The organism is Endomicrobiales bacterium (assembly GCA_023228045.1).
Lineage (GTDB): Bacteria > Elusimicrobiota > Endomicrobiia > Endomicrobiales > JALOBY01 > JALOBY01.
On record JALOBY010000005.1, the window covers coordinates 1 to 18993 of the forward strand.

Annotated in this window: 18 protein-coding genes and 1 tRNA gene; 9 read left to right on the forward strand and 10 right to left on the reverse strand. The window is 39.0% G+C overall.

All coding sequences use genetic code 11. The annotated features are described in order from the left end of the window. The first annotated feature begins 213 nt into the window (after positions 1–213). The 3 genes from M0Q46_01865 (at position 214) to M0Q46_01875 (ending at position 4357) form a co-directional block, all read left to right on the forward strand. Positions 214–1200 carry an HlyD family secretion protein gene (locus tag M0Q46_01865; GenBank protein ID MCK9582358.1) on the forward strand — a complete coding sequence of 329 codons (987 nt, stop codon included), beginning with the start codon at positions 214–216 and terminating at the stop codon, positions 1198–1200. A 10-nt stretch (positions 1201–1210) separates the two neighbouring features. Continuing rightward, positions 1211–2830 (forward strand): DHA2 family efflux MFS transporter permease subunit, encoded by a 1620-nt coding sequence (locus tag M0Q46_01870; protein MCK9582359.1) that lies wholly within the window; start codon positions 1211–1213, stop codon positions 2828–2830. A gap of 195 nt (positions 2831–3025) precedes the next feature. Then, complete coding sequence (locus M0Q46_01875; protein ID MCK9582360.1) at positions 3026–4357, forward strand: TolC family protein; 1332 nt, start codon at positions 3026–3028, stop codon at positions 4355–4357. A gap of 40 nt (positions 4358–4397) precedes the next feature. On the opposite strand, the gene M0Q46_01880 is transcribed toward M0Q46_01875, so the two are convergent. The 9 genes from M0Q46_01880 to M0Q46_01920 all read right to left on the reverse strand — a co-directional run bounded on the left by M0Q46_01880 (position 4398) and on the right by M0Q46_01920 (position 11153). After that, the gene (locus tag M0Q46_01880) at positions 4398–5378 is read right to left on the reverse strand and encodes a polysaccharide deacetylase family protein (GenBank protein ID MCK9582361.1); all 981 of its coding nucleotides are present in this window, start codon (positions 5376–5378) and stop codon (positions 4398–4400) included. Beyond that, positions 5365–5610: a GIY-YIG nuclease family protein gene (locus M0Q46_01885; GenBank protein MCK9582362.1), complete on the reverse strand. Its 246-nt coding sequence runs from the start codon at positions 5608–5610 to the stop codon at positions 5365–5367. Before M0Q46_01885 ends, M0Q46_01880 begins: the two co-directional genes overlap by 14 nt. A gap of 194 nt (positions 5611–5804) precedes the next feature. Next, complete coding sequence (locus tag M0Q46_01890; protein ID MCK9582363.1) at positions 5805–6437, reverse strand: hypothetical protein; 633 nt, start codon at positions 6435–6437, stop codon at positions 5805–5807. 166 nt (positions 6438–6603) lie between these two features. Then, positions 6604–6679, reverse strand: a tRNA-Gln gene (locus tag M0Q46_01895). 86 nt (positions 6680–6765) lie between these two features. Beyond that, positions 6766–7035, reverse strand: coding sequence for a DUF1844 domain-containing protein (locus M0Q46_01900; GenBank protein MCK9582364.1), 270 nt, complete (start codon positions 7033–7035; stop codon positions 6766–6768). Between the two features lie 20 nt (positions 7036–7055). After that, the gene (gltX, locus tag M0Q46_01905) at positions 7056–8543 is read right to left on the reverse strand and encodes a glutamate--tRNA ligase (protein ID MCK9582365.1); all 1488 of its coding nucleotides are present in this window, start codon (positions 8541–8543) and stop codon (positions 7056–7058) included. 11 nt (positions 8544–8554) lie between these two features. Then, positions 8555–9427, reverse strand: a complete 873-nt coding sequence (hisG, locus tag M0Q46_01910) for an ATP phosphoribosyltransferase (GenBank protein ID MCK9582366.1) — start codon at positions 9425–9427, stop codon at positions 8555–8557. A gap of 24 nt (positions 9428–9451) precedes the next feature. Beyond that, a complete protein-coding gene (locus M0Q46_01915) occupies positions 9452–9940 on the reverse strand; it encodes a CvpA family protein (protein MCK9582367.1) in 489 nt (162 codons plus the stop codon). A 1-nt stretch (position 9941) separates the two neighbouring features. Continuing rightward, positions 9942–11153, reverse strand: a complete 1212-nt coding sequence (locus M0Q46_01920; GenBank protein ID MCK9582368.1) for a DUF1015 domain-containing protein — start codon at positions 11151–11153, stop codon at positions 9942–9944. A 106-nt stretch (positions 11154–11259) separates the two neighbouring features. On the opposite strand from M0Q46_01920, the gene M0Q46_01925 reads away from it, so the two are divergent. Beyond that, on the forward strand, positions 11260–12414 hold the full coding sequence (locus M0Q46_01925; GenBank protein MCK9582369.1) for a M23 family metallopeptidase: 1155 nt from the start codon (positions 11260–11262) through the stop codon (positions 12412–12414). A 36-nt stretch (positions 12415–12450) separates the two neighbouring features. Here the strand turns inward: M0Q46_01925 and M0Q46_01930 are convergent, their stop codons facing one another. Continuing rightward, positions 12451–14013: a hypothetical protein gene (locus M0Q46_01930; GenBank protein ID MCK9582370.1), complete on the reverse strand. Its 1563-nt coding sequence runs from the start codon at positions 14011–14013 to the stop codon at positions 12451–12453. Positions 14014–14101: 88 nt separating this feature from the next. On the opposite strand from M0Q46_01930, the gene tmk reads away from it, so the two are divergent. The 5 genes from tmk to M0Q46_01955 are packed head-to-tail and all read left to right on the forward strand — an operon-like array spanning position 14102 to position 18827. Then, positions 14102–14743, forward strand: coding sequence for a dTMP kinase (gene tmk, locus M0Q46_01935; protein MCK9582371.1), 642 nt, complete (start codon positions 14102–14104; stop codon positions 14741–14743). Further along, positions 14728–15663 (forward strand): DNA polymerase III subunit delta', encoded by a 936-nt coding sequence (gene holB / locus M0Q46_01940; GenBank protein ID MCK9582372.1) that lies wholly within the window; start codon positions 14728–14730, stop codon positions 15661–15663. Before tmk ends, holB begins: the two co-directional genes overlap by 16 nt. After that, positions 15654–16466 carry a signal peptidase II gene (locus M0Q46_01945; GenBank protein MCK9582373.1) on the forward strand — a complete coding sequence of 271 codons (813 nt, stop codon included), beginning with the start codon at positions 15654–15656 and terminating at the stop codon, positions 16464–16466. The genes holB and M0Q46_01945 overlap by 10 nt, the downstream gene beginning before the upstream one ends. Positions 16467–16521: 55 nt before the next feature. Continuing rightward, positions 16522–18057: a methionine--tRNA ligase gene (gene metG, locus M0Q46_01950; GenBank protein MCK9582374.1), complete on the forward strand. Its 1536-nt coding sequence runs from the start codon at positions 16522–16524 to the stop codon at positions 18055–18057. Further along, the gene (locus M0Q46_01955; protein ID MCK9582375.1) at positions 18054–18827 is read left to right on the forward strand and encodes a TatD family hydrolase; all 774 of its coding nucleotides are present in this window, start codon (positions 18054–18056) and stop codon (positions 18825–18827) included. Before metG ends, M0Q46_01955 begins: the two co-directional genes overlap by 4 nt. The last annotated feature ends 166 nt before the right edge of the window (positions 18828–18993 follow it).

An 18993-nucleotide genomic window follows, 5' to 3' on the forward strand; every position in this document is an offset into this window, starting at 1 on the left:
ACAACTTAGGAAAGGGTTCAGCGAACGAAGTGAGCGACGACGAAACGGGAAAACCATAGGTTTTCCCTTGTAGAGCGGTTTGGCGAAATCATATTAGCCAAACCAAGTATGAACGAAGTGAATACTAAGTCCACCGATAGGTGAGACGTCCGCCTCACTCGTATGAGTGAGCGAGACCTCGCCCAAGGGGGCGGGCGAAATTAGGAGAAAATTATGGCTGATGCAAAAAAAGAAACGCTTAAAAAATCAACTGATAACGGCAAAATTGACGAGCCGATTGACGAGGTTCCATTGTACAGCAAGAAAAGGGTGATGATACCGCTTATAATTTCTGCTGCTGTGGTAATGATAGCAATTGTTTGTTGGTATCTCAGTATTGCTGGGACTATTTACACAGACGACGCTTATGTTGATGGCAACAGGGTTATTGTTAGTTCAAAATACACAGGCAGGATTTCTGAGCTTAAGGCAGAGGAAGGAGATAATGTAAAAACAGGGCAAGTGCTTGTAAAATTGGATGATTCCGACCTCAGCGCTCAGGAAAAACAGTCAAAATCTGCGCTTGAATACGCCCGCCAAAACCTTGAACTGGCAACAGTTAACTCTTCAAAAAATGAAGAAGATTATGCAAGGGCTGAAAACCAATTCACAAATAATGTTATTACCAAGGAGCAGTTTGATCACGCGAAAAAGTCGCTGGAGGCTGCAAAAGCGCAAGATGCCATTGCTCAAGCGCAAATTGATTCAGCATCTGCACAGCTTGGCGTTATCAGGGCCCAACTGAAAAACATAGTAATAGAATCTCCTATGAACGGTATTGTTGCCAAAAAATGGGCTATGCCAGGAGATGTTGTTCAAGTGGCTCAGCCAATTCTGACAGTATATGACATATCCAATTTATGGATTACAGCAAACCTTGAGGAAACAAAGTTTGGGCGCATTCATTTAAACCAAACTGTTTATGTTTACATTGACGCATACAAAAAACATAAATTTACCGGTAAAGTAATTCAGCTCGGCGCGAACACAGCATCGCAATTTTCGCTGATTCCCCCAAATAATGCCTCTGGAAACTTTACGAAAGTAACTCAAAGAATACCGGTTAAAATATCTATTGATTTAAACCAGGATTCCAATAAAATTGAGTCGGTAAGAATTCTTCCAGGAATGTCCGCGGAAGTAAGACTTAACACTAAATAAAAGGTTATATATGGCAAAACTTCCACATCATGCGGTAAAACATAATTTAGTAGCGCGTATCCCTTCGCTCCATCACGGACATGATTCATATAAATGGTGGGTACTCGTCAACATAATGATAGGTACATTCATAGCAGTGCTTGATTCAACTATCGTCAATGTCGGGCTGCCGGACATTATGGCATCTTTCGGAACAAGTATTGATAAAATTGAATGGGTTATAACCGCCTATATGCTAGCTTTCGGAATCGTACTGCCCGCATGCGGTTGGGTTGCCGATCACATCGGATATAAAAGAACATATTTTATAGCATTGGGAATTTTCACATTAGGTTCATTTTTGTGCGGTTTGGCATGGAACGAAACATCACTGATAACGTTTCGGGTAATTCAAGGAATTGGTGCAGGTTTTATTATGCCAGTTGGTATGGCAATAGTTATGAGGGAGTTTCCTGCACGCCAAAGAGGTATGGCGCTTGGTTTTTGGGGTATTGCGGCGGCGGCTTCCGTTTCATTCGGGCCTTTGATAGGCGGTTATCTTATTGACAACGTTAGTTGGCAGGCAATATTCGATGTCAATGTCCCTATAGGAATATTCGGAATGTTAGCAACTTGGGTAATACAACGCGAATATAGGTCGGAATCAGTTCGCGATTTTGATTTCTGGGGGTTTTTCTCAATGGCGGTGTTTTTAACATCGCTGCTTCTGGCTTTATCTGAAGGAAATGCCTCATGGAATACTGGCGGATGGTCTTCAAACTTCATACTTTCCTGCTTTGCGATTTCTCTAATAGGGTTTGTGGTATTCATATTTGTTGAAATGAATGCTAAACACCCATTCGTTGATTTAAAACTATTCAAAAATTTTAATTTCGGCGTCACAAACATTATTCTATTCATATTCGGCCTAAGCATGTTCGGGAGCACATTTCTGTTGCCACTTTACCTACAAAACGCTCTTGGATATACAGCCTATCAATCAGGATTAGTGTTCCTGCCTGTTGGAATATTGCAGGGTATGATATCCCCCATATCTGGCATAATGTCGGATAAATTAGACGCAAGAATCCCTGCAATTACCGGCATTATATTATTAACCTTAAGCTTTTTCCTCAATAATTCTCTATCTCTTTTTTCTGAACATACGCAAATAATGATTCCCCTATACTTACGAGGACTTGCAATGGGTCTTCTATTCACACCACTAAGCTCACTTGCCTTATCAGGCATATCAAAGCATCAAATGGCGCAGGCATCGGGGTTGTTTAATGTTATAAGACAAATTGGCGGTAGTTTTGGCATTGCAATATTCGGCACAATTCTTACCCAAAGAAACATTTATCATATGGCGCTATATGGGCAAGCGGTTGATGTCAACTCGGCTGTTTTCAAAGCTGTTTCTTCCAATCTTGCACGGCTTGTACAGTGGACTGGTGGAAACACAATAAATTGGAGCTCAATGCAGGCTAATGCAATTATTGGTACCCATGTCGCTCAACAAGCATTTGTACAAGCTGTAGATGATGCGTTCTTTGTTGCGGCTGTAATAAGTGTACTGGCAGTATTTCCAGTAATATTTCTTAGCAAAAGCAGAAACAACTCAAATTCTAAAAATAATATAGTAGAGTAGAAAGTTAAACTTTAAATGTTCTCTTACAACTTAGGAAAGGGTTCAGCGAGCTGTGCGAGCGACGACGAAACGGGAAAACCTAAGGTTTTCCCTTGTAGAGCGGTTTGGCGAAATCATATTAGCCAAACCAAGTATGAAACGAAGTGAAATACTAAGTCCCGCCAAGGCGGGACGCGATATTAGGGTGGTTAAACAATGAAAAAAATATTTACTATTCTGTCGGTAATGGCGGTTTTAGCTCAGGCATCATTTTGCTCAGAACTTGTAAACCAGACATCTAACGGAAACAAGGAACTGACACTTGAAAAAACCATCAGCATGCTAATTGAAAATAATCTGGCACTCAAAGATGCCGAACAATCCGCACAAGCAGCCATCGCCCGCAGCAAACAAAAAGCAGGCGAGTTGTTACCGCAAATTGATATTCAAGCAAGCTACACAAAACTCTCACCCGACCCGGAAATCGCATTTCCGGGTTTCGGTACGATACAGTTTTTCCCAGAACAAAATTACGATGCGCATATAACCGCCAAACAAACACTTTTTGATTTTGGGAAAAAATGGGATTCGTACAAAGCCGCGAAGTATTCTTCTGAAGCTGTGCAAAACAATACGACAGCAGTTAAATCAAATCTTATTCTACAAACTCAATACACATATTACTCAATAATATTACTGCAAAAAAGTATTGAAGTTCAGGAACAGGAGTTAAACGCCCTTCGCGAATATTTAGATATCACACAAAAGAAACTGGCAAGCGGTTCCGCTACAAGTTTTGATGTACTAACGATACAGGTAAAAGTTGAGGAAGCGAAAAACAAAAAAGTTGACCTAGAAAATAATCTTACTAAACAATCAATAACACTAAGGCGACTGATATGCCTTAGCGACGATATTCCATTTACAGTAAGTGGTGAATTACAGGTACAACAAGAGAAAGTTGATGCAGGGTATTTTGTATCACTTGCGCTAACGCAAAGGCCTGAACTAAAAGCCGCACGGAACATTGTTATGAGCTCAAAAATGCAACTTGGCTCAACGGGCTCCGAACGATATCCAACAATCAATCTTTTTTATGAGTACGGTTACAAAAATGCTTATTTCCCCGATATGTCGGCAATATTGGAAAACACTGTAGCTGGCGCGCAATTTGAAATGCCAATATTCAGCGGTTTTAAAACCTACAACAAAGTAAAGGAAGCAAAAGCAAACTACGCCTCCACTCAATCAAAGGAAAAAGATATTGAGAATATGGTTGTTGCCGAGGTAAAACAGGCGATATCAGATGTGGAAACAAACATTGAAAAAATAGAAGCTGCCGAAATTCATGTAAAACTTGCCCTTGAAGCCGTCACACAGGCAAAAGTGCGTTTTGAAAACGGCGTAATAACAAACCTTGATATGATCAATGCCCAAACCGCACTTGATGAGGCGAAGTTACTACAGCTACAGGCAAATTTTAATTATATCATCAGTATGGATATGCTTAAGAAAGCTGCTGGTATAACCAGTGATATTAAAAATTAGTTGATTGCAGTTAGCTTCTAAACTCTATTTTTGAATACTTTCACTCAAGTTTATATGCGGAAAGCGTAACAAATTTGAAACCTTGTTGCTTCAACAATGGAATTGCTTCAATTATCCCTTCTGCGGTTTCGCCTTCTGGGTGGTTCATATGAAATATTACTATTGACCCGGGCGGTGCACTCAAAAGAGTATTTTTCACTTGTTCTTTTTTATATGTAGCACCTGCATCGCCTAAAACACTAAAACCTGCTATCTCGTAGCCAAGCGCACCGATAACATCCACAGCCACATCATCATAATAAGCGGTTCCTGAGCGGTAAAAATGCGGTTTCTTCCCAGTCAAAATTTCAATTTTTAAAGCATTCTTTTCAACTTCATCAAACAACTCACCAACGCTTGCAGTACCTTTAATTTTATACTGACTTTTCCCATTAACTGACGCAGGACTGTGATTTAGCCCATGGTTTTCTATTTCAAAGAGATTATTGGCAACAAGACCATTAAACTCTTTGTGGTACTTATCTATCCACCTGCTATTTATAAAAAGCGTTGCCGGTACTTTTTGCGCTACCAAAAAGTTGATTAATTGTTCATCATATCCATCATTCTTTGACCCACAAGCATCAAATGTTAAAGCGATTACCTTGTCATTAGTATTAACCCGAATTTTGTAATGGGATTCGGAATTCGTCAAAAGATATGGGGCATTTTTATCCGCAAAACCTTTGCTAATGGAATTACCATTCGCTGCAGTTTTTGCGTCAAAACTACCTCCATCTCTTTTGTCTCTGTTCTCAAACCCATTGCAAAGTTCGGGTTTAAGCCTCGTTTTCACACCAGGCAACTTCTCGCCCCATGCTTTAGGTATCCTGCCTTTGAATTGTTCAACAATATTTTTTCTACTAACCAAGTACTCGTGACCATGCGCATGAAGAAACACAGGCAACAGAAATAGTGTTGAAAGAATAATTATTTTAGCAGTTGTCATTTTCATCATCTCAAAATATCTAATGTTTTCCATTAATCAAAGTTATTTTTTGTTTTTTTGTAAAACCTTTTACCTGTGCTTCTCGCTTCATTGCTTCCTGCTTGGTGGTGTATTCTTCCTGATAGAGTAACTTTTTTACGCCAAAAGAACGGGTGAAACGCCCACCTTTGCCTGATTGGTGTTCGCTTAAACGCTTTTGCACATTGTTTGTCATACCAATATAAAATCTATCATCGCAACACTCAAGAATGTACATATACCACATACTTTAGCCCCTTAAAAATAAAAATCCCCGTAAAGTCGCTACGCGACCACGGGGTTACCATAAATTACCAAATATGTTTTTATTTTTGGCTTTTTCAATAATACTTCCCTAATAATCTATTAATCCAAAAAGAATTTAAAATATCATGCTTTCTTTGAAAACCAAGACAATTTAACGATTGCGGAACTCCATTATTACCAAAATTTTGAAAAATGTTGTTTAACTATCCCTGAAGAAAAAGTGTCGGCCATTTGCATACATTGATCAAAAGTTGTATCAAAAAGTTTTGCATCTATAGAACCTATGCTATTGGCTTGAAGGTCAATTTCATTTATAAATGAGTCGGAGTACTTCTTTAACATGGTTGATATATCATTGCTTGACCAATTGATATTGGCCATGCTCAGGAGTCCGGAAATTTCATCAATTTTATCGTATATTTTATTAATAATCATAGTTTTGTCACCATGAATTTTTGCCGTATTCATATAATCAACCATTAACATATTATACTGATTAAAAAGATTAGTCATCCGTGGCCCTGTCGGCTCTCCGTAGTAGGTCGTGAAAATCCCGCTGATGGCATCTTGACTTTGCTGAAGCCTGACCTGTGCCTTGCTTACATCCTGAGCTCCGGCAAGTGTTTCAACTACAAATATCCTTTGCCATGTTAGGTAATCGGAAAAGAGTTTTCTTGTAGAGGTTTTCATCTCAACTTCTTTGCTTGTATATGAATTCTTGCCACTGTCAATATCCGCGTAAACAACAAGACTACAAAGAGAAAACAACGAACAGAAAAGGAGCAAACACACAATGTACTTTTTCATTTTTTCTCCTATTATTTAATCTATTTTTGTTTGTTCAAAGCGAATAATCTATTGAACTTCTAACACCTTTAATTTGGCAGGTAAAGTATTTTGAAATTTTGGATGGCAAGCCATTATGAGGCTTTGGTTATTATTGGCAAAACCATTCTGAAGCTTTAGCGAAAGATGGCTGCCCGGCCTGGACTCGAACCAGGAGACTTCTGCTCCAGAGGCAGATGTGTTACCAATTACACCACCGGGCAAGTATACAAATTACAATTACTTCTCTGGATTAGGAATTTAAAGATCCCTCACTATGTTTCGGGATGACAAATATTACTAATTACAGCTAATTCATTTTTTTATTTACTTCATCTGCATAATTAATTTGCAAATCGGCAAGATTTGTTGTTAAAAATTGTTCTTCTTCGTCGGATAAATTGCCGAGTGTTTTTTCTTTAAACATTGCGATTATGTCTATCATGGCGCGGGCCATTTCAAGGTTTAATTCTGTTTTGCCGTTTACTGCGTTTGGCATTTTGCCAAGGTGCTGCCATGCTGCTGAGGAAAGCATTAAAAGCAAATTTAAAAAATCTTTGTTTATGTTTTTTTCTTCCATACTATTCTCCGCTTATGGGTTTAAATTAATGGCGGGTTCGCACTTAATTTTTCAATACACACATTTATTCTGCGCAATGTTTCCTGCGAGCCCAAAACCTCCATCATATGGAATAAACTTGGCCCCTGCGTTCTACCCGAAACACTAACCCTTAATGGGTGAAATATTTGCCCGTTTTTAAGGCCTTTTTCTACCGCTAAATCGCGTGCGAATTTTTCAAGTGCCTCAGCAGAAAAATTGTCTTTGTTTGCAAGGCGCGTGGCGGATTCTTTTAATACTTCAAGCGCGGTTGGTGTTTTAAGCACCTTTGATACCGCTTCGGGAACATATTCTACATTTTCGCTAAAAAAGAAGTCAATTAAACCATAAACATCTTTTAGCAATTTTGTTTTTTCGTGTTCAAGTGTTATTACTTTTTCCATTAAGGAGCGGTCCCAAGCAGCAATTTTGTCTTTTATTGGTGTTTTATCAGCCCATGCGAAAAAACGCTTAACAAGTTCAGCAGCAGCCATTGAACGAACATATTCCCCATTCATCCAAACTAATTTTTGAGGGTCAAATGTTGCGGGGCTTTTGGAGCATCGTTCAAGCGAAAACTTTGAAATTAACTCATCAAGTTTAAATAGGTTTTGGCTGTCTTCAGTTGCCCAACCAAGCAATGACAGATAGTTTATCATTGCCTCTGGTAAGTAGCCCTCGGTCTCGTATTCCAAAACTGAGGTGTGGCCATGGCGCTTTGAAAGGCGTGAACCGTCTGGCCCTAAAATCATTGATAAATGCGCAAATATTGGCAATTTCCAATTGAGTGCTTTAAATAAATGCACCTGCCTTGGGGTGTTTGAAAGATGGTCGTCACCGCGAATTACATGGCTTATTTCCATAAGGTGGTCATCTATTACGCAGGCAAAGTTATATGTTGGTACACCATTAGTTTTCATTATAACAAAGTCATCTAAAAGAGAGTTTTCAAATGCCATATGACCGCGCACAATATCTTCAAACTCTACTCTGCCTTCTTGCGGCATTTTAAAACGAATTACCGCAGTGCGGCCTTGTGCTTCTTTTTCTTTTCTTTGCTCCGCGCTTAGGCAAGAACAGGTACCGTTGTACTTTGGAGGGCGTTTGCTTGCAGTGGCGTCATGGCGCATTTTTTCTACTTCTTCTTGGGTACAGTAGCATGGATACGCCTTGCCCTCAGCTAATAATATGTCAATGTACTTTTGATATATGCCAAGCTCTTTGCGCTGCATCTGGTAATAGGGCGCGTACTTTGGGTTTTCTTTGCCAGGGCCTTCGTCCCAAGTTAAGCCAAGCCAATTCATGCCATCAATTATTGCGCCAACCGATTCTTCATTTGAGCGGGCTTCGTCGGTGTCTTCTATACGCAAAATAAATGTGCCTTTTTTTTGTTTTGCCAATAGCCAGTTAAATAGCGCTGTACGAACACCTCCAATGTGCAAATACCCAGTTGGGCTTGGAGCAAAACGAACGCGAAAATTATTTTCCATTTATTTCAACCTTAGTAAATTATTTTATTCAACGGGTACTCTATTATGCCTTCCGCACCAGCGCGCTTAAGGGCTGGTATTAGTTTTTTAAGTGTTTTTTCTTCCATTATTACTTCAAGTGCAATCCAGCCATCATCGGTAAGCTGTGATATTGTGGGCTTGCGCAATGCCGGTAACATTGCCAAAATGGTTTTAAGATTTTTGCGTTCTAAGTTTAGCTTTATTCCCACTTTGCCTTCGGCGGCTAAGGCGCCTTTTAAAAGTATTGCCAAGTTTTCTATTTTTTCACGCTTCCATGCATTTTTTAACGCGCTCTTATTTGCTACAAGGCGAGTGGTAGATGTAAGAACTTCCTTTACAATTCTCAGTTTGTTTGCGCGCAACGATGAACCCGTTTCGGTTAACTCAACAATGGCATCTACAAGGGCAGGTGTTTTGGCCTCTGTTGCACCCCATGAAAATTCTACCTCTGCCTTTATTTTTTTTAAAGCAAAATATTTTTTAACATAACTAATAAGCTCGGTTGCCACCCTTTTGCCGTTTAGGTCTTTTAGGGAATTTATTTTTGAATCTTTTGGTACGGCAAGAACCCAGCGCACAGGGCGAAAACCCGACTTTGAGTAAAGCAGTTCGCAAATTTCTTCTACATCAGCGCCACTTTCACATATCCAATCATAGCCCGTTATGCCAGCATCAAAAACACCATCTTGCACATACTTTGCCATTTCTTGCGAGCGAACAAGCATTATTTCAAGTTCTTCATCGTCACAACCTGGAAAATACGAGCGGTCGCTTGACGATACCCTTATGCCTGCTTTTCTAAAAATTTCAATTGTTGATTCTTGCAGACTTCCTTTTGGCAAACCAAGTTTAAGTTTCTTCATTTTCTCTCCAAGGTAAGGTTATTTTTATTCTTCTTTTTTAAAGGTTTCTTTGACTGGTGGAAAGGCATTTTTTGCATCACCAATTGAAAATTTTTGTAAAACCGGAAATTTATTGTTTAACCATGGCAGCACTTTTTGCGAAAAGTAAGAAGCAGATGTTATTTTTCGCACGGCTTTATCCATATTTAAAGTATATGGATACATTACAGATATTACAAGCCACAACGCAATTATCGCGCCCATTATAAAACCTAAAGACTTGTCCAGCCAACCAAGGAACAGAGCGCCAACAACTCTTTTTATTACAAAACCAATAATTAAAAGTAACAGTGCCGCAACAATAAAAACTATGTAGTAGTTGATGCCAAGCATACGGGCGTAGCTTTGGGCAACCCACGCACCGCCAAAGCCGGCAATAAAATAAAACAGGCTCATTAAAACACCTACTCTAAAACCAAAAATGCCTATTAAAAATATTATTGCAATTACAGCGCCGTCAAAAATATTAAACATTTTATACCTTATGTATTACTATACCGGTTGAAACCTTTGGGTAAAAGTAAGTAGATTTTTGCGGCATTGTTTGCCCTGCAAGCGCAATTTTTTTAATTGCAATTACCGGTGTTGCCGGCACAAGTACCGCTATGTTCTTTTGCTTTTTCGCAAGTGCAATCGCTTCTTTGCCATTTTTTACAAAAGTTATTTTTTCGGGTACAAGTTCCGGTATTAAAATTGAGTGCAACACACTTACCGCAAGGTTGCGATATGCCTTGCACTTATCGGGCATAAAACGCGCAAGAAGTTTTTCATCTTTTAATACAAGTGTTTTTGCTTTGGCATTTTCATAAACCATTAACGGTTGCAAACCACTTGTTTTTGAAAGTTTCGCATAAGCACTTGCAGAAAGAACTTTGAAATACTCTGCAACTCTTGAGTCAAAATTTACAGGTTTTGTAAAAACTCTGTGAGTTGGCCAAACTACAAGGCCTGTATCTTCCATGGGGCAAACATAAGCCATTACGAAATTATATTCGGCGGTTTTACTGTTTTTATCTTTCTTCGCGCGCTCACAGGCATAGTTCCAAGCTGTTTCATAACGATGATGCCCATCGGCAATAAATATGTTTTGGTTTTTTAGCAACTGCTCCAGCGATTTGCAGGAAGCTTTATCGGATAATTGCCAAAGTTTTTGTTTTGTGCCGTCTTTATCTACACAAACCGAAACAGGTTTACCCGATGTTACTGCTTTTACAACCTTGTTGAAAGTTTTATTTTTATCGTTAAACAAACCAAATATGGGGCTTAAGTTTGCTTTTACCGCACGCAACAACTTTAGGCGGTCTGCTTTTGGTTTTGAGAGCGTTTTTTCATGCGGCTTAACTTCGCCTTTTTGAGGGTCTTGCGCTTTTAATGCTGCAAAAAAACCACATCGTTTGTGTGTTTTGCCGTCATCTTTAAATGTTTGTTCATATATATAGAAAGATGGTTTGTTGTCGGTTATGAGAGCCCCATCTGCCTGCCAATTATTAAAAAGCATGGCGGCATTTGCGTATTTGTTTTTTGTGCCAGATGGGTCTGAAAGTTCTAAGCGTACCATATTATATGGCGAGTTTTTTTGCAACTTAGTTTTTTCTTTAGCTGAAATAATATCGTATGGCGGGCAAATTAGTTTTGATATTTCACTTTGAGCGTAACGCACACCATTGAAACTTTTAATTTCTGCCACTATTCCCCCGAAAATTGATTTAATTTCCGTTGATTTTACCATAATAAAAAAGTATTTGTCAAAAAGCGAAAAAAGTTGTAAAATACGAACAAAATAGGATTAAACTATGAAAAACACTATCAAACTATTTTTCTTTTTTGGGCTTTGTGTTTGTACTTTTGCGGCATGCGGCCAAAAAATAAACGAACCAAAAATACAAAAGATAGCTATGACTATTAACGAGGGAGACACCCTTAGCCAAAGTTTAGATTACACAAACATAGCGCCACAGAGCAAAGCTGAAATTATAACTAACCTTTCAAAAGTGTTTGACCCGCGCTACTGCCGTGTAGGCGATAATTATGAAATTACCGCAGACACCTGTGGTGTGTGGCAAACTTTTAACTATTACAAACCTGGACTTGACTACTACTCGCTTGAAAAATCTTCAAATGGAATTAATGCGCTTAAAAAAACGAGGTCAGCAACAAAAGTGATTGTTGTTTCCTCTGGCACTATTGCAAACTCTCTTTGGGAGTCAATGATTAAAGAAAATATATCGGCTGAAACTATCCTTGACTTTGCCGACATTTTTGCATCTCACATTGACTTTCTTACGGAAACACGAAACGGCAATACATTTAAATTTGTGCAAGAAAAATTTGTAACGCAAGATGGTAAAATATTAAACGGAAAAGTGCTTGCAGCACGCTACAGCGCATCGGGCAAAGACAACTTGGCAATATACTATAAAGGCACTGGAGCGGACGGTTCATACTACTCGCCTCAGGGCGATTCAATGGGTAGAATGTTTTTAAGGGCTCCTTTACAATTTAGGCGCATTAGTTCTTTTTTTACACTTAAAAGGTTTCACCCTATTTTAAAGCATTTTAGGCCGCATTTGGGAATTGACTACGCCGCCGCAAGTGGAACGCCAATTTCATCGGTAGGTGTTGGAAAAGTTATTTTTGCAAATTGGTCGGGCGGTTTTGGCAAACTGGTTAAAATACAGCACCCCAACGGATACATAACATTTTATGGTCACATGAAAGGTTTTGCAAAAGGAATAAGGGTTGGCGCGCATGTTGCGCAGGGCCAGCTTGTTGGCTATGTAGGCGCTACTGGCCTTGCAACCGGACCACACTTAGATTTTCGCATTGAACAAGGTGGAAAGTTTTTTAACTTTCTTAAAATGAAACTACCGCCATCAAACCGCATACCATCTTCTGAAAAAAGTAACTTTGCTAAAACCGTTGAGCAGTACGCTCCTCTCATAAAATAACATTAAATTATTTTATCAATTAGATCTGATTTTTTATTACTGGTGATTTTCTGCGCGGAAAGATTGAAGAATGATTGGAGTGGTTTTAATTGCGTTAGCCCGTGCCGCGGCGTCTTGCGAGATGTAATCTATAATTTTTACGGTTGGGCCAAAATTTTCAAATAATACAACCTGATAGCCCCAAGAAAGCGGCGTTCCCCTTAATAAACCTACCGGTATTGAAACATTAAAAGAACCTGTTACGGCAAACTCTGATATAATCTGCTCTGAATACTCGCTAAATGTGTACAGCTTTGCCTTCCTGTCATTTATGCGCAATGCATACTCCCAACCACTTTGGGTTGGAAAAGCAGCACCGCTAATTGGTGCAAGCAAAGCTGTTGAACCGGCACCGCTTAACCCATTTAAATCAATGTAAATATCGGCAGAGCCGGCAAATATTTGACTATCTGTTGAAATGTCTACAAAAAAATCTACAACATCAGAAGTTACTTTAACTTCAAACCCATTGAGCAATGCTGTGGAAGAAAAAACAGCATTGTCAATTTTTAGTATCTGAGAGCTTTGATCAACTTCAAAAAAGTAAGAACCTGCGCTTTGCGTGGCAGTTAGGTCTGCCGGGGGTGTTACGTCAAGAGCTTTCCAAACCGATAACAACTTATCATTAAACTCTAATTTAGCGTCTGTATTACCTGCACCAGCAGCACTTAGCAACTTATAATTATAAAGCGAAAACATTTGTTGCTTTGCGACCTCAAGCACAGGCAATTTTGCAAAACCGGAGTTTTTATAATCTTCCAACGCTTTGCGTGTAACATACAATTTCTGCCAAAGTGTAGCATCTGAAGCGGTATTTGATGATTCCATATTTTCATACCGCTCAACATCATTCAAAGCAATATCGTTAAATTCAGATAAAGTTTTAAACTCCCACCCAGAAAATGTGCTTGCAATATCTTTAATTAGCTCTGCTGTTTCCTTTGACGAAGTTGTATTAACCACAACAAAAACACTTTGCGAATTTAAAGCATCAAATAAATCCTTAGAGGAATACTTACTATCTATTACATTTGCACCTATAAGCAAAACATTGTCAATGCGCTTTAGTGTTTTTGGACCATTTGGACTCACAACTGTTTTAATGCCAAATGCCAAAAAACAATCTGCCAATTTTTCATTTAACGATATATCTTGCAAGTAGGCTGATTTTGCGCTTTTACCAAAAGTTTTGTAAATATTTTCTTGAACTTTTGCGGTAATTTCGGCAGCATCTTCAACACAGGAAAAAATATTTTCAGACGAGCTTGATTTTTTTACTTCGCAAATTTGAGCAAGCGCCGGTTCTGGGTTAAAAGCTACAATTGGCTCGGCAATCTTTTGCTCTGAAAGTTTAATAAGTAAATCAGGCGTGCGCGTTTGAGATGAGTTTAAAACAAACGAGAACTTTATTTTTGGGTTTACTAATAAAGCTTTTAGCGTTTCTGCCGAATATACCGCACCAGCAGGGTTGTAAATAAGATATATATCGTTAGCTAAAGCTTTTGTTGCAAAGAAACAACAAAGTGTTAGGCAACATGTAATAAAAATTGTTTTTTTCATTTTGTATATTATACAAAAAAATCAAGGGTTGTATGTAATTTGCCAATACTGTGCAAGTTGCAACAAGTTTTTGTATAATAAACAAATAATGGTTAAGAAAGGAATATTTATAACTTTTGAAGGCATAGAGGGTTGCGGTAAAAGCACCCAGTCAAAACTTTTGTGCAAACGCTTGCGCGAACTTGGATTTAGCGTTTTGCACACACGCGAACCCGGCGGAAATGAAGTTTCTGAAAAGATAAGAACACTACTACTTAGCCCGGCAAATACCATAACACCAATTGCGGAACTTTTGCTTTATGAAGCAAGCCGCGCACAACTTGTAAAAGAAGTTATTGAGCCGGCCATAAAAAAAGGTTTTGTGGTGGTTTGCGACCGTTTCAGCGATGCAACACTTGCCTATCAAGGCTATGCCCGTGGGCTTGGAGTTGAGCTGGTTAAAACGCTGAATAAAATAGCAACACAGGGTATTACCCCGAATTTAACTATTTATTTACATACTTCTGTTGAAAAAGGACTTTCGCGCGCAAGAGGCCTTGAAAAAAGTGGACATAAGGCAGGAGATAGAATTGAACGCGAAAGCTTGGCGTTTCATAAAAAAGTAAGAAATGGTTACCTTGCAGTTGCAAAAACTTACCCTGGTAGAGTAAAAGTAATAAATGTTGCAAACACTATTGAGAAAACTCAAAAACTTGTATTTGAAACTATAAAAAAATGTTTGAAAATATAATAGGGCAAACAAAAGCAAAATCAATACTTGAAAGCCAGCTGAAAACTGCTAGAGTTGGGCATGCTTATTTATTCCTTGGGTCGGAGGGTGTTGGCCGAAAAAAAACTGCACTTGAGTTTGCAAAAGCACTTAACTGCGCAAGCGACTCAATTAACACTTTGCCTTGTTCTTTATGTGAGTCATGCCGTAAAATTGATAATGGCAACCACCCCGATGTTACAGTTGTAAACTTTAAATGGCAGGCCTTGGCTTTAGACGAAGAAGAAAAGGAAAGCTCTATTGGCATTAAAACCATTGAGAAAGTTCAAAAAGTAATATCACTTAAAAAAAATGAAGCAAAATACCGAGTTGTAATAATTGACCCGGCCGAAGCACTTACACTTGATGCCGCAAACCGGCTTTTAAAAACTCTTGAAGAACCGCCTGAAAAAACTATTATTATTTTGCTTGCGAAAAACCGACATAACTTGCCGCAAACTATAGTTTCCAGAACACAAATTATTAACTTTTCCCCGCTAAGTGATGGGGAGCTGATGGCTTTTCTTACCGATAACTACGCAATGGACCACGACAGCGCAATATCAGCTGTAAAAGGCGCCGATGGTTCAATTACAGAGGCACTTAAAATTATTGAAAGCAAAGACGATAAAGTTGTTGCATTATGGCGTTTGGTTAAAGAAGGCACGCTAACTATTTTGCAAGCGCTTGACCTTTCAACAAAATTCGCACAAGACGCGGAAGTTTTTTTGCAAAAACTGTTAAACGAAGCAAAAGTTGATTTTCGCAAAAACCCGGAACAATTTAGAGAAAGTTTGGCACTTATAACAAACTGCCTTGCCTCTTTATCTAAAAATGCAAACGCAAAAATTGCCTTAGACAGTATGTTACTTGGGCTTACACGGAGGAATAGATGCCAATAGTTGCCGGACTTATTGTAAGAAAGATGAAAGATAAAATTATCGCCGATGCCAGGCACTTAGACCTAAGCGTTGGAGAGCGTGTTATTGTAGAAACCGAGCATGGCTTGGAGATGGCAACCGTTTATGAAAAAGAAAGGATTGAAGATAAACCAAAAGAACCGGTGCACCAGGTAATACGCAAATTTAACTCTGATGATGCAAAATGCCAGGTAGAAAATGAAGAAAAAAATGTACAGGCGCATAAAACCGTTTTACAAAAAATTCAAGACCATGAGTTAGATATGAAGCTTACCAGCGTGCAGTACACGCATGACCGCTCAAAGCTTTTTATTTATTACACTGCCGAAAACCGCATTGATTTTAGAGAATTAATAAAAGATTTAGGGCATATTTTAAAAACCCGCATTCAAATGGTACAAATTGGCGTGCGCGACGAAGCAAAGCTTATCGGCGGCCTTGGCCATTGCGGCAGAAAACTTTGCTGTAAGGAATTTTTAAAAGGGTTTTCATCAGTAACCATAGATATGGCAAAGGAACAAGACCTCTCTTTAAACACAGCAAAGCTTTCTGGACTTTGCGGACGCCTTATGTGTTGCCTTGCTTACGAAAATGAGTGCTACAAAAACGCGCGCAAAAAACTGCCAGCGCTTGGCTCAAAAGTACATACTCCGACAGGTCATGGAACTGTTGTTGGAGTAGAGCGGCTAAAAGAAGAAGTGGCTGTTGAGTTTGACGATAAATCAGTAAAAAAGTTTAAGGCAGAAGAAATAACATACACTTTAAGAGATAAAATAGGAATTTAAGAACAGTTATATTCAAACTGAAATTACAAATTGATGTGCTTACTTAGGGAGTTTTATGCAAAAGAAATACTACATTACCACTCCAATTTATTATGTAAACGACTCGCCCCACATAGGACATATGTACACAACAGTTGCCGCGGATGTTTTGGCAAGGTGGCAGCGGTTAAACGGTAAAGAAGTTTTTTTTGCCACAGGTACCGATGAACACGGAGCAAAAATATCGCAGGCAGCGCAAAAACGCGGTATTGAACCCAAAGCTTTTTGCGATGAAATTTCCGGCAAGTTTAAAAAATGCTGGAACGAGCTTTTAATAACTTATGATTACTTTATTAGAACAACAGATGCCGACCATGAAGCAACAGTAAGCGCGATGCTGCAAAAAATGTACGATAACGGCGATATATACAAGCATACCTATTCCGGGTTATACTGCATTCATTGTGAAAAATTTTTAACAGAAGGTGATTTGATAGACGGGCTTTGCCCCGACCACAAGCAAAAACCATCTGAGCACCACGAAGAGAATTGGTTTTTCCGCCTTTCAAAATATAAAGACCGTCTGCTTGAAATTCTTACAAACCCTATGGACAAAAACTACATAAAGGTTTTGCCTCAGGAAAGGCGCAATGAAATTATTGGAAAACTAAAGATATCTTTAGACGACATAAGCATTTCACGCGCGAAAGTAGAATGGGGCATACCTCTGCCATTTGATAAAACACAAACAACCTATGTTTGGGTGGACGCGTTAATTAATTATGCGACAGCGGCCGGCTTTCAAAAAGGCGAAAAAGAACTTGCTTCAACCTGGCCTGCCGATGTGCACCTGATGGCAAAAGATATTTTATGGTTTCACAGCGTTATTTGGCCTGCTATGCTTTTATCAACCGGTATGGCACTCCCTAAAATGGTTTTTTCTCACGGATTTTTTACAATAAATGGCGAAAAAATGTCTAAAACACTTGGCAATGTAATACTGCCTAATGAAATGGTTTTAAAGTTTGGCGTAGATGGCGCCAGATACCTTTGCCAGGTACTTTTCCCATTTGGAACCGACGGAGATATATCATGGAACGCGCTTAACGAACGCTACAACGCAGATCTTGCAAACAATATAGGCAACCTTGTTTCCCGTACGATAACTATGATTGAAAAGTATTTTCCGGGCCAAGTTTTAAGCATTAAAGGTAATGAAAACCTGTTTGGAAATATTTCACAACAGCTTGCAACAATTTGCGCACACTATGAGTTAATAGAGTTGCATAAGGTCTGCGAACAAATTCGCATCGCAGTTGATTTGGCAAACAGGTTTATTGAAGAAACCGCCCCGTGGAAACTTGCAAAAGAAAACTCTCCGCGTTTGCCCGGTGTACTTTATTCACTTTTAAACTCAATAGGGCTTATTGCGCTTTACCTTCAGCCATTTATGCCGCAAAAAGCAAAAGCAATTTGGGAGTGTTGCGGCTTTGAACACTCAATTGAAGAAGCATCAAAGGAATATTTTATAAACAAAAAAATAGTTTTCTTCCCTTTTAAACCGGTAAAAAAGCCAGAAGCACTTTTCCCAAGGATATCTTTAGAAAAATGAAGCTAATTGACACCCATGCTCACATTATGGACCCGCGCTTTGATAACGACCGCGAAGAGGTTATAAAAAGAGCCGGCGAAAAAGGCGTTGATATAATTATTGAAGTTGGTTGCCAAATAGAAGAGTGGGAGAGTGTACTTAAGCTATGCCAACAACACTCAAATATCTACTGCGCTTTGGGCATACACCCGATATATTCAGAAACTTTTTCGCAAGACGCCTGGAAACTCTTAGAAAAACTTTGCGAAAATGAAAAAGTTAAAGCCATTGGCGAAACAGGGCTTGACTATTACCACGCTAAAGCTCCATACGATTTTCAAAAAGAGCTTTTTTTAAAACATATACACCTTGCGTTAAAGCTAAAGAAACCATTAACAATACACTGCAGAAACGCTTACCCTGATATGATTGAGCTGTTAGAGAAATTTGCCTCAAAAAACGCTTTGCCAAACGCTTCTGTGCATTGCTTTTCGGGCACAAAAGAAGAAGCGCAAAAACTTGTTGACTTTGGTTTTTTGCTTGGAATAGACGGCCCTGTTACATACCCAAAATCTAACTCACTGAAAGAATCGGTTTTCGCTACACCGTTAGAAAAACTGCTGCTTGAAACAGATTGCCCTTACCTGCCGCCTCAACTTTACCGTGGGCAAAGAAATGAACCGTCGTATATTCCAATAACAGCAAGCGAGATTGCGTTATTAAAAAATATTTCATTAGAAGTTGTTGCCGATACAACAACAAAAAACGCGCGCAATTTATTTAAACTTTAAAATACACAGCTTGGCTATTGAAATATAAATATTTTACCGTTGTCATACCGAATCCCGCCTTTTGCGGGATGAGGTATCTTTAAGATCCCTCACTGCGTTTCGGGATGACACGGCTTTTGTCTAAGACCATATTTGCCCGGAAACCATGACTTTGATAATATTCAAA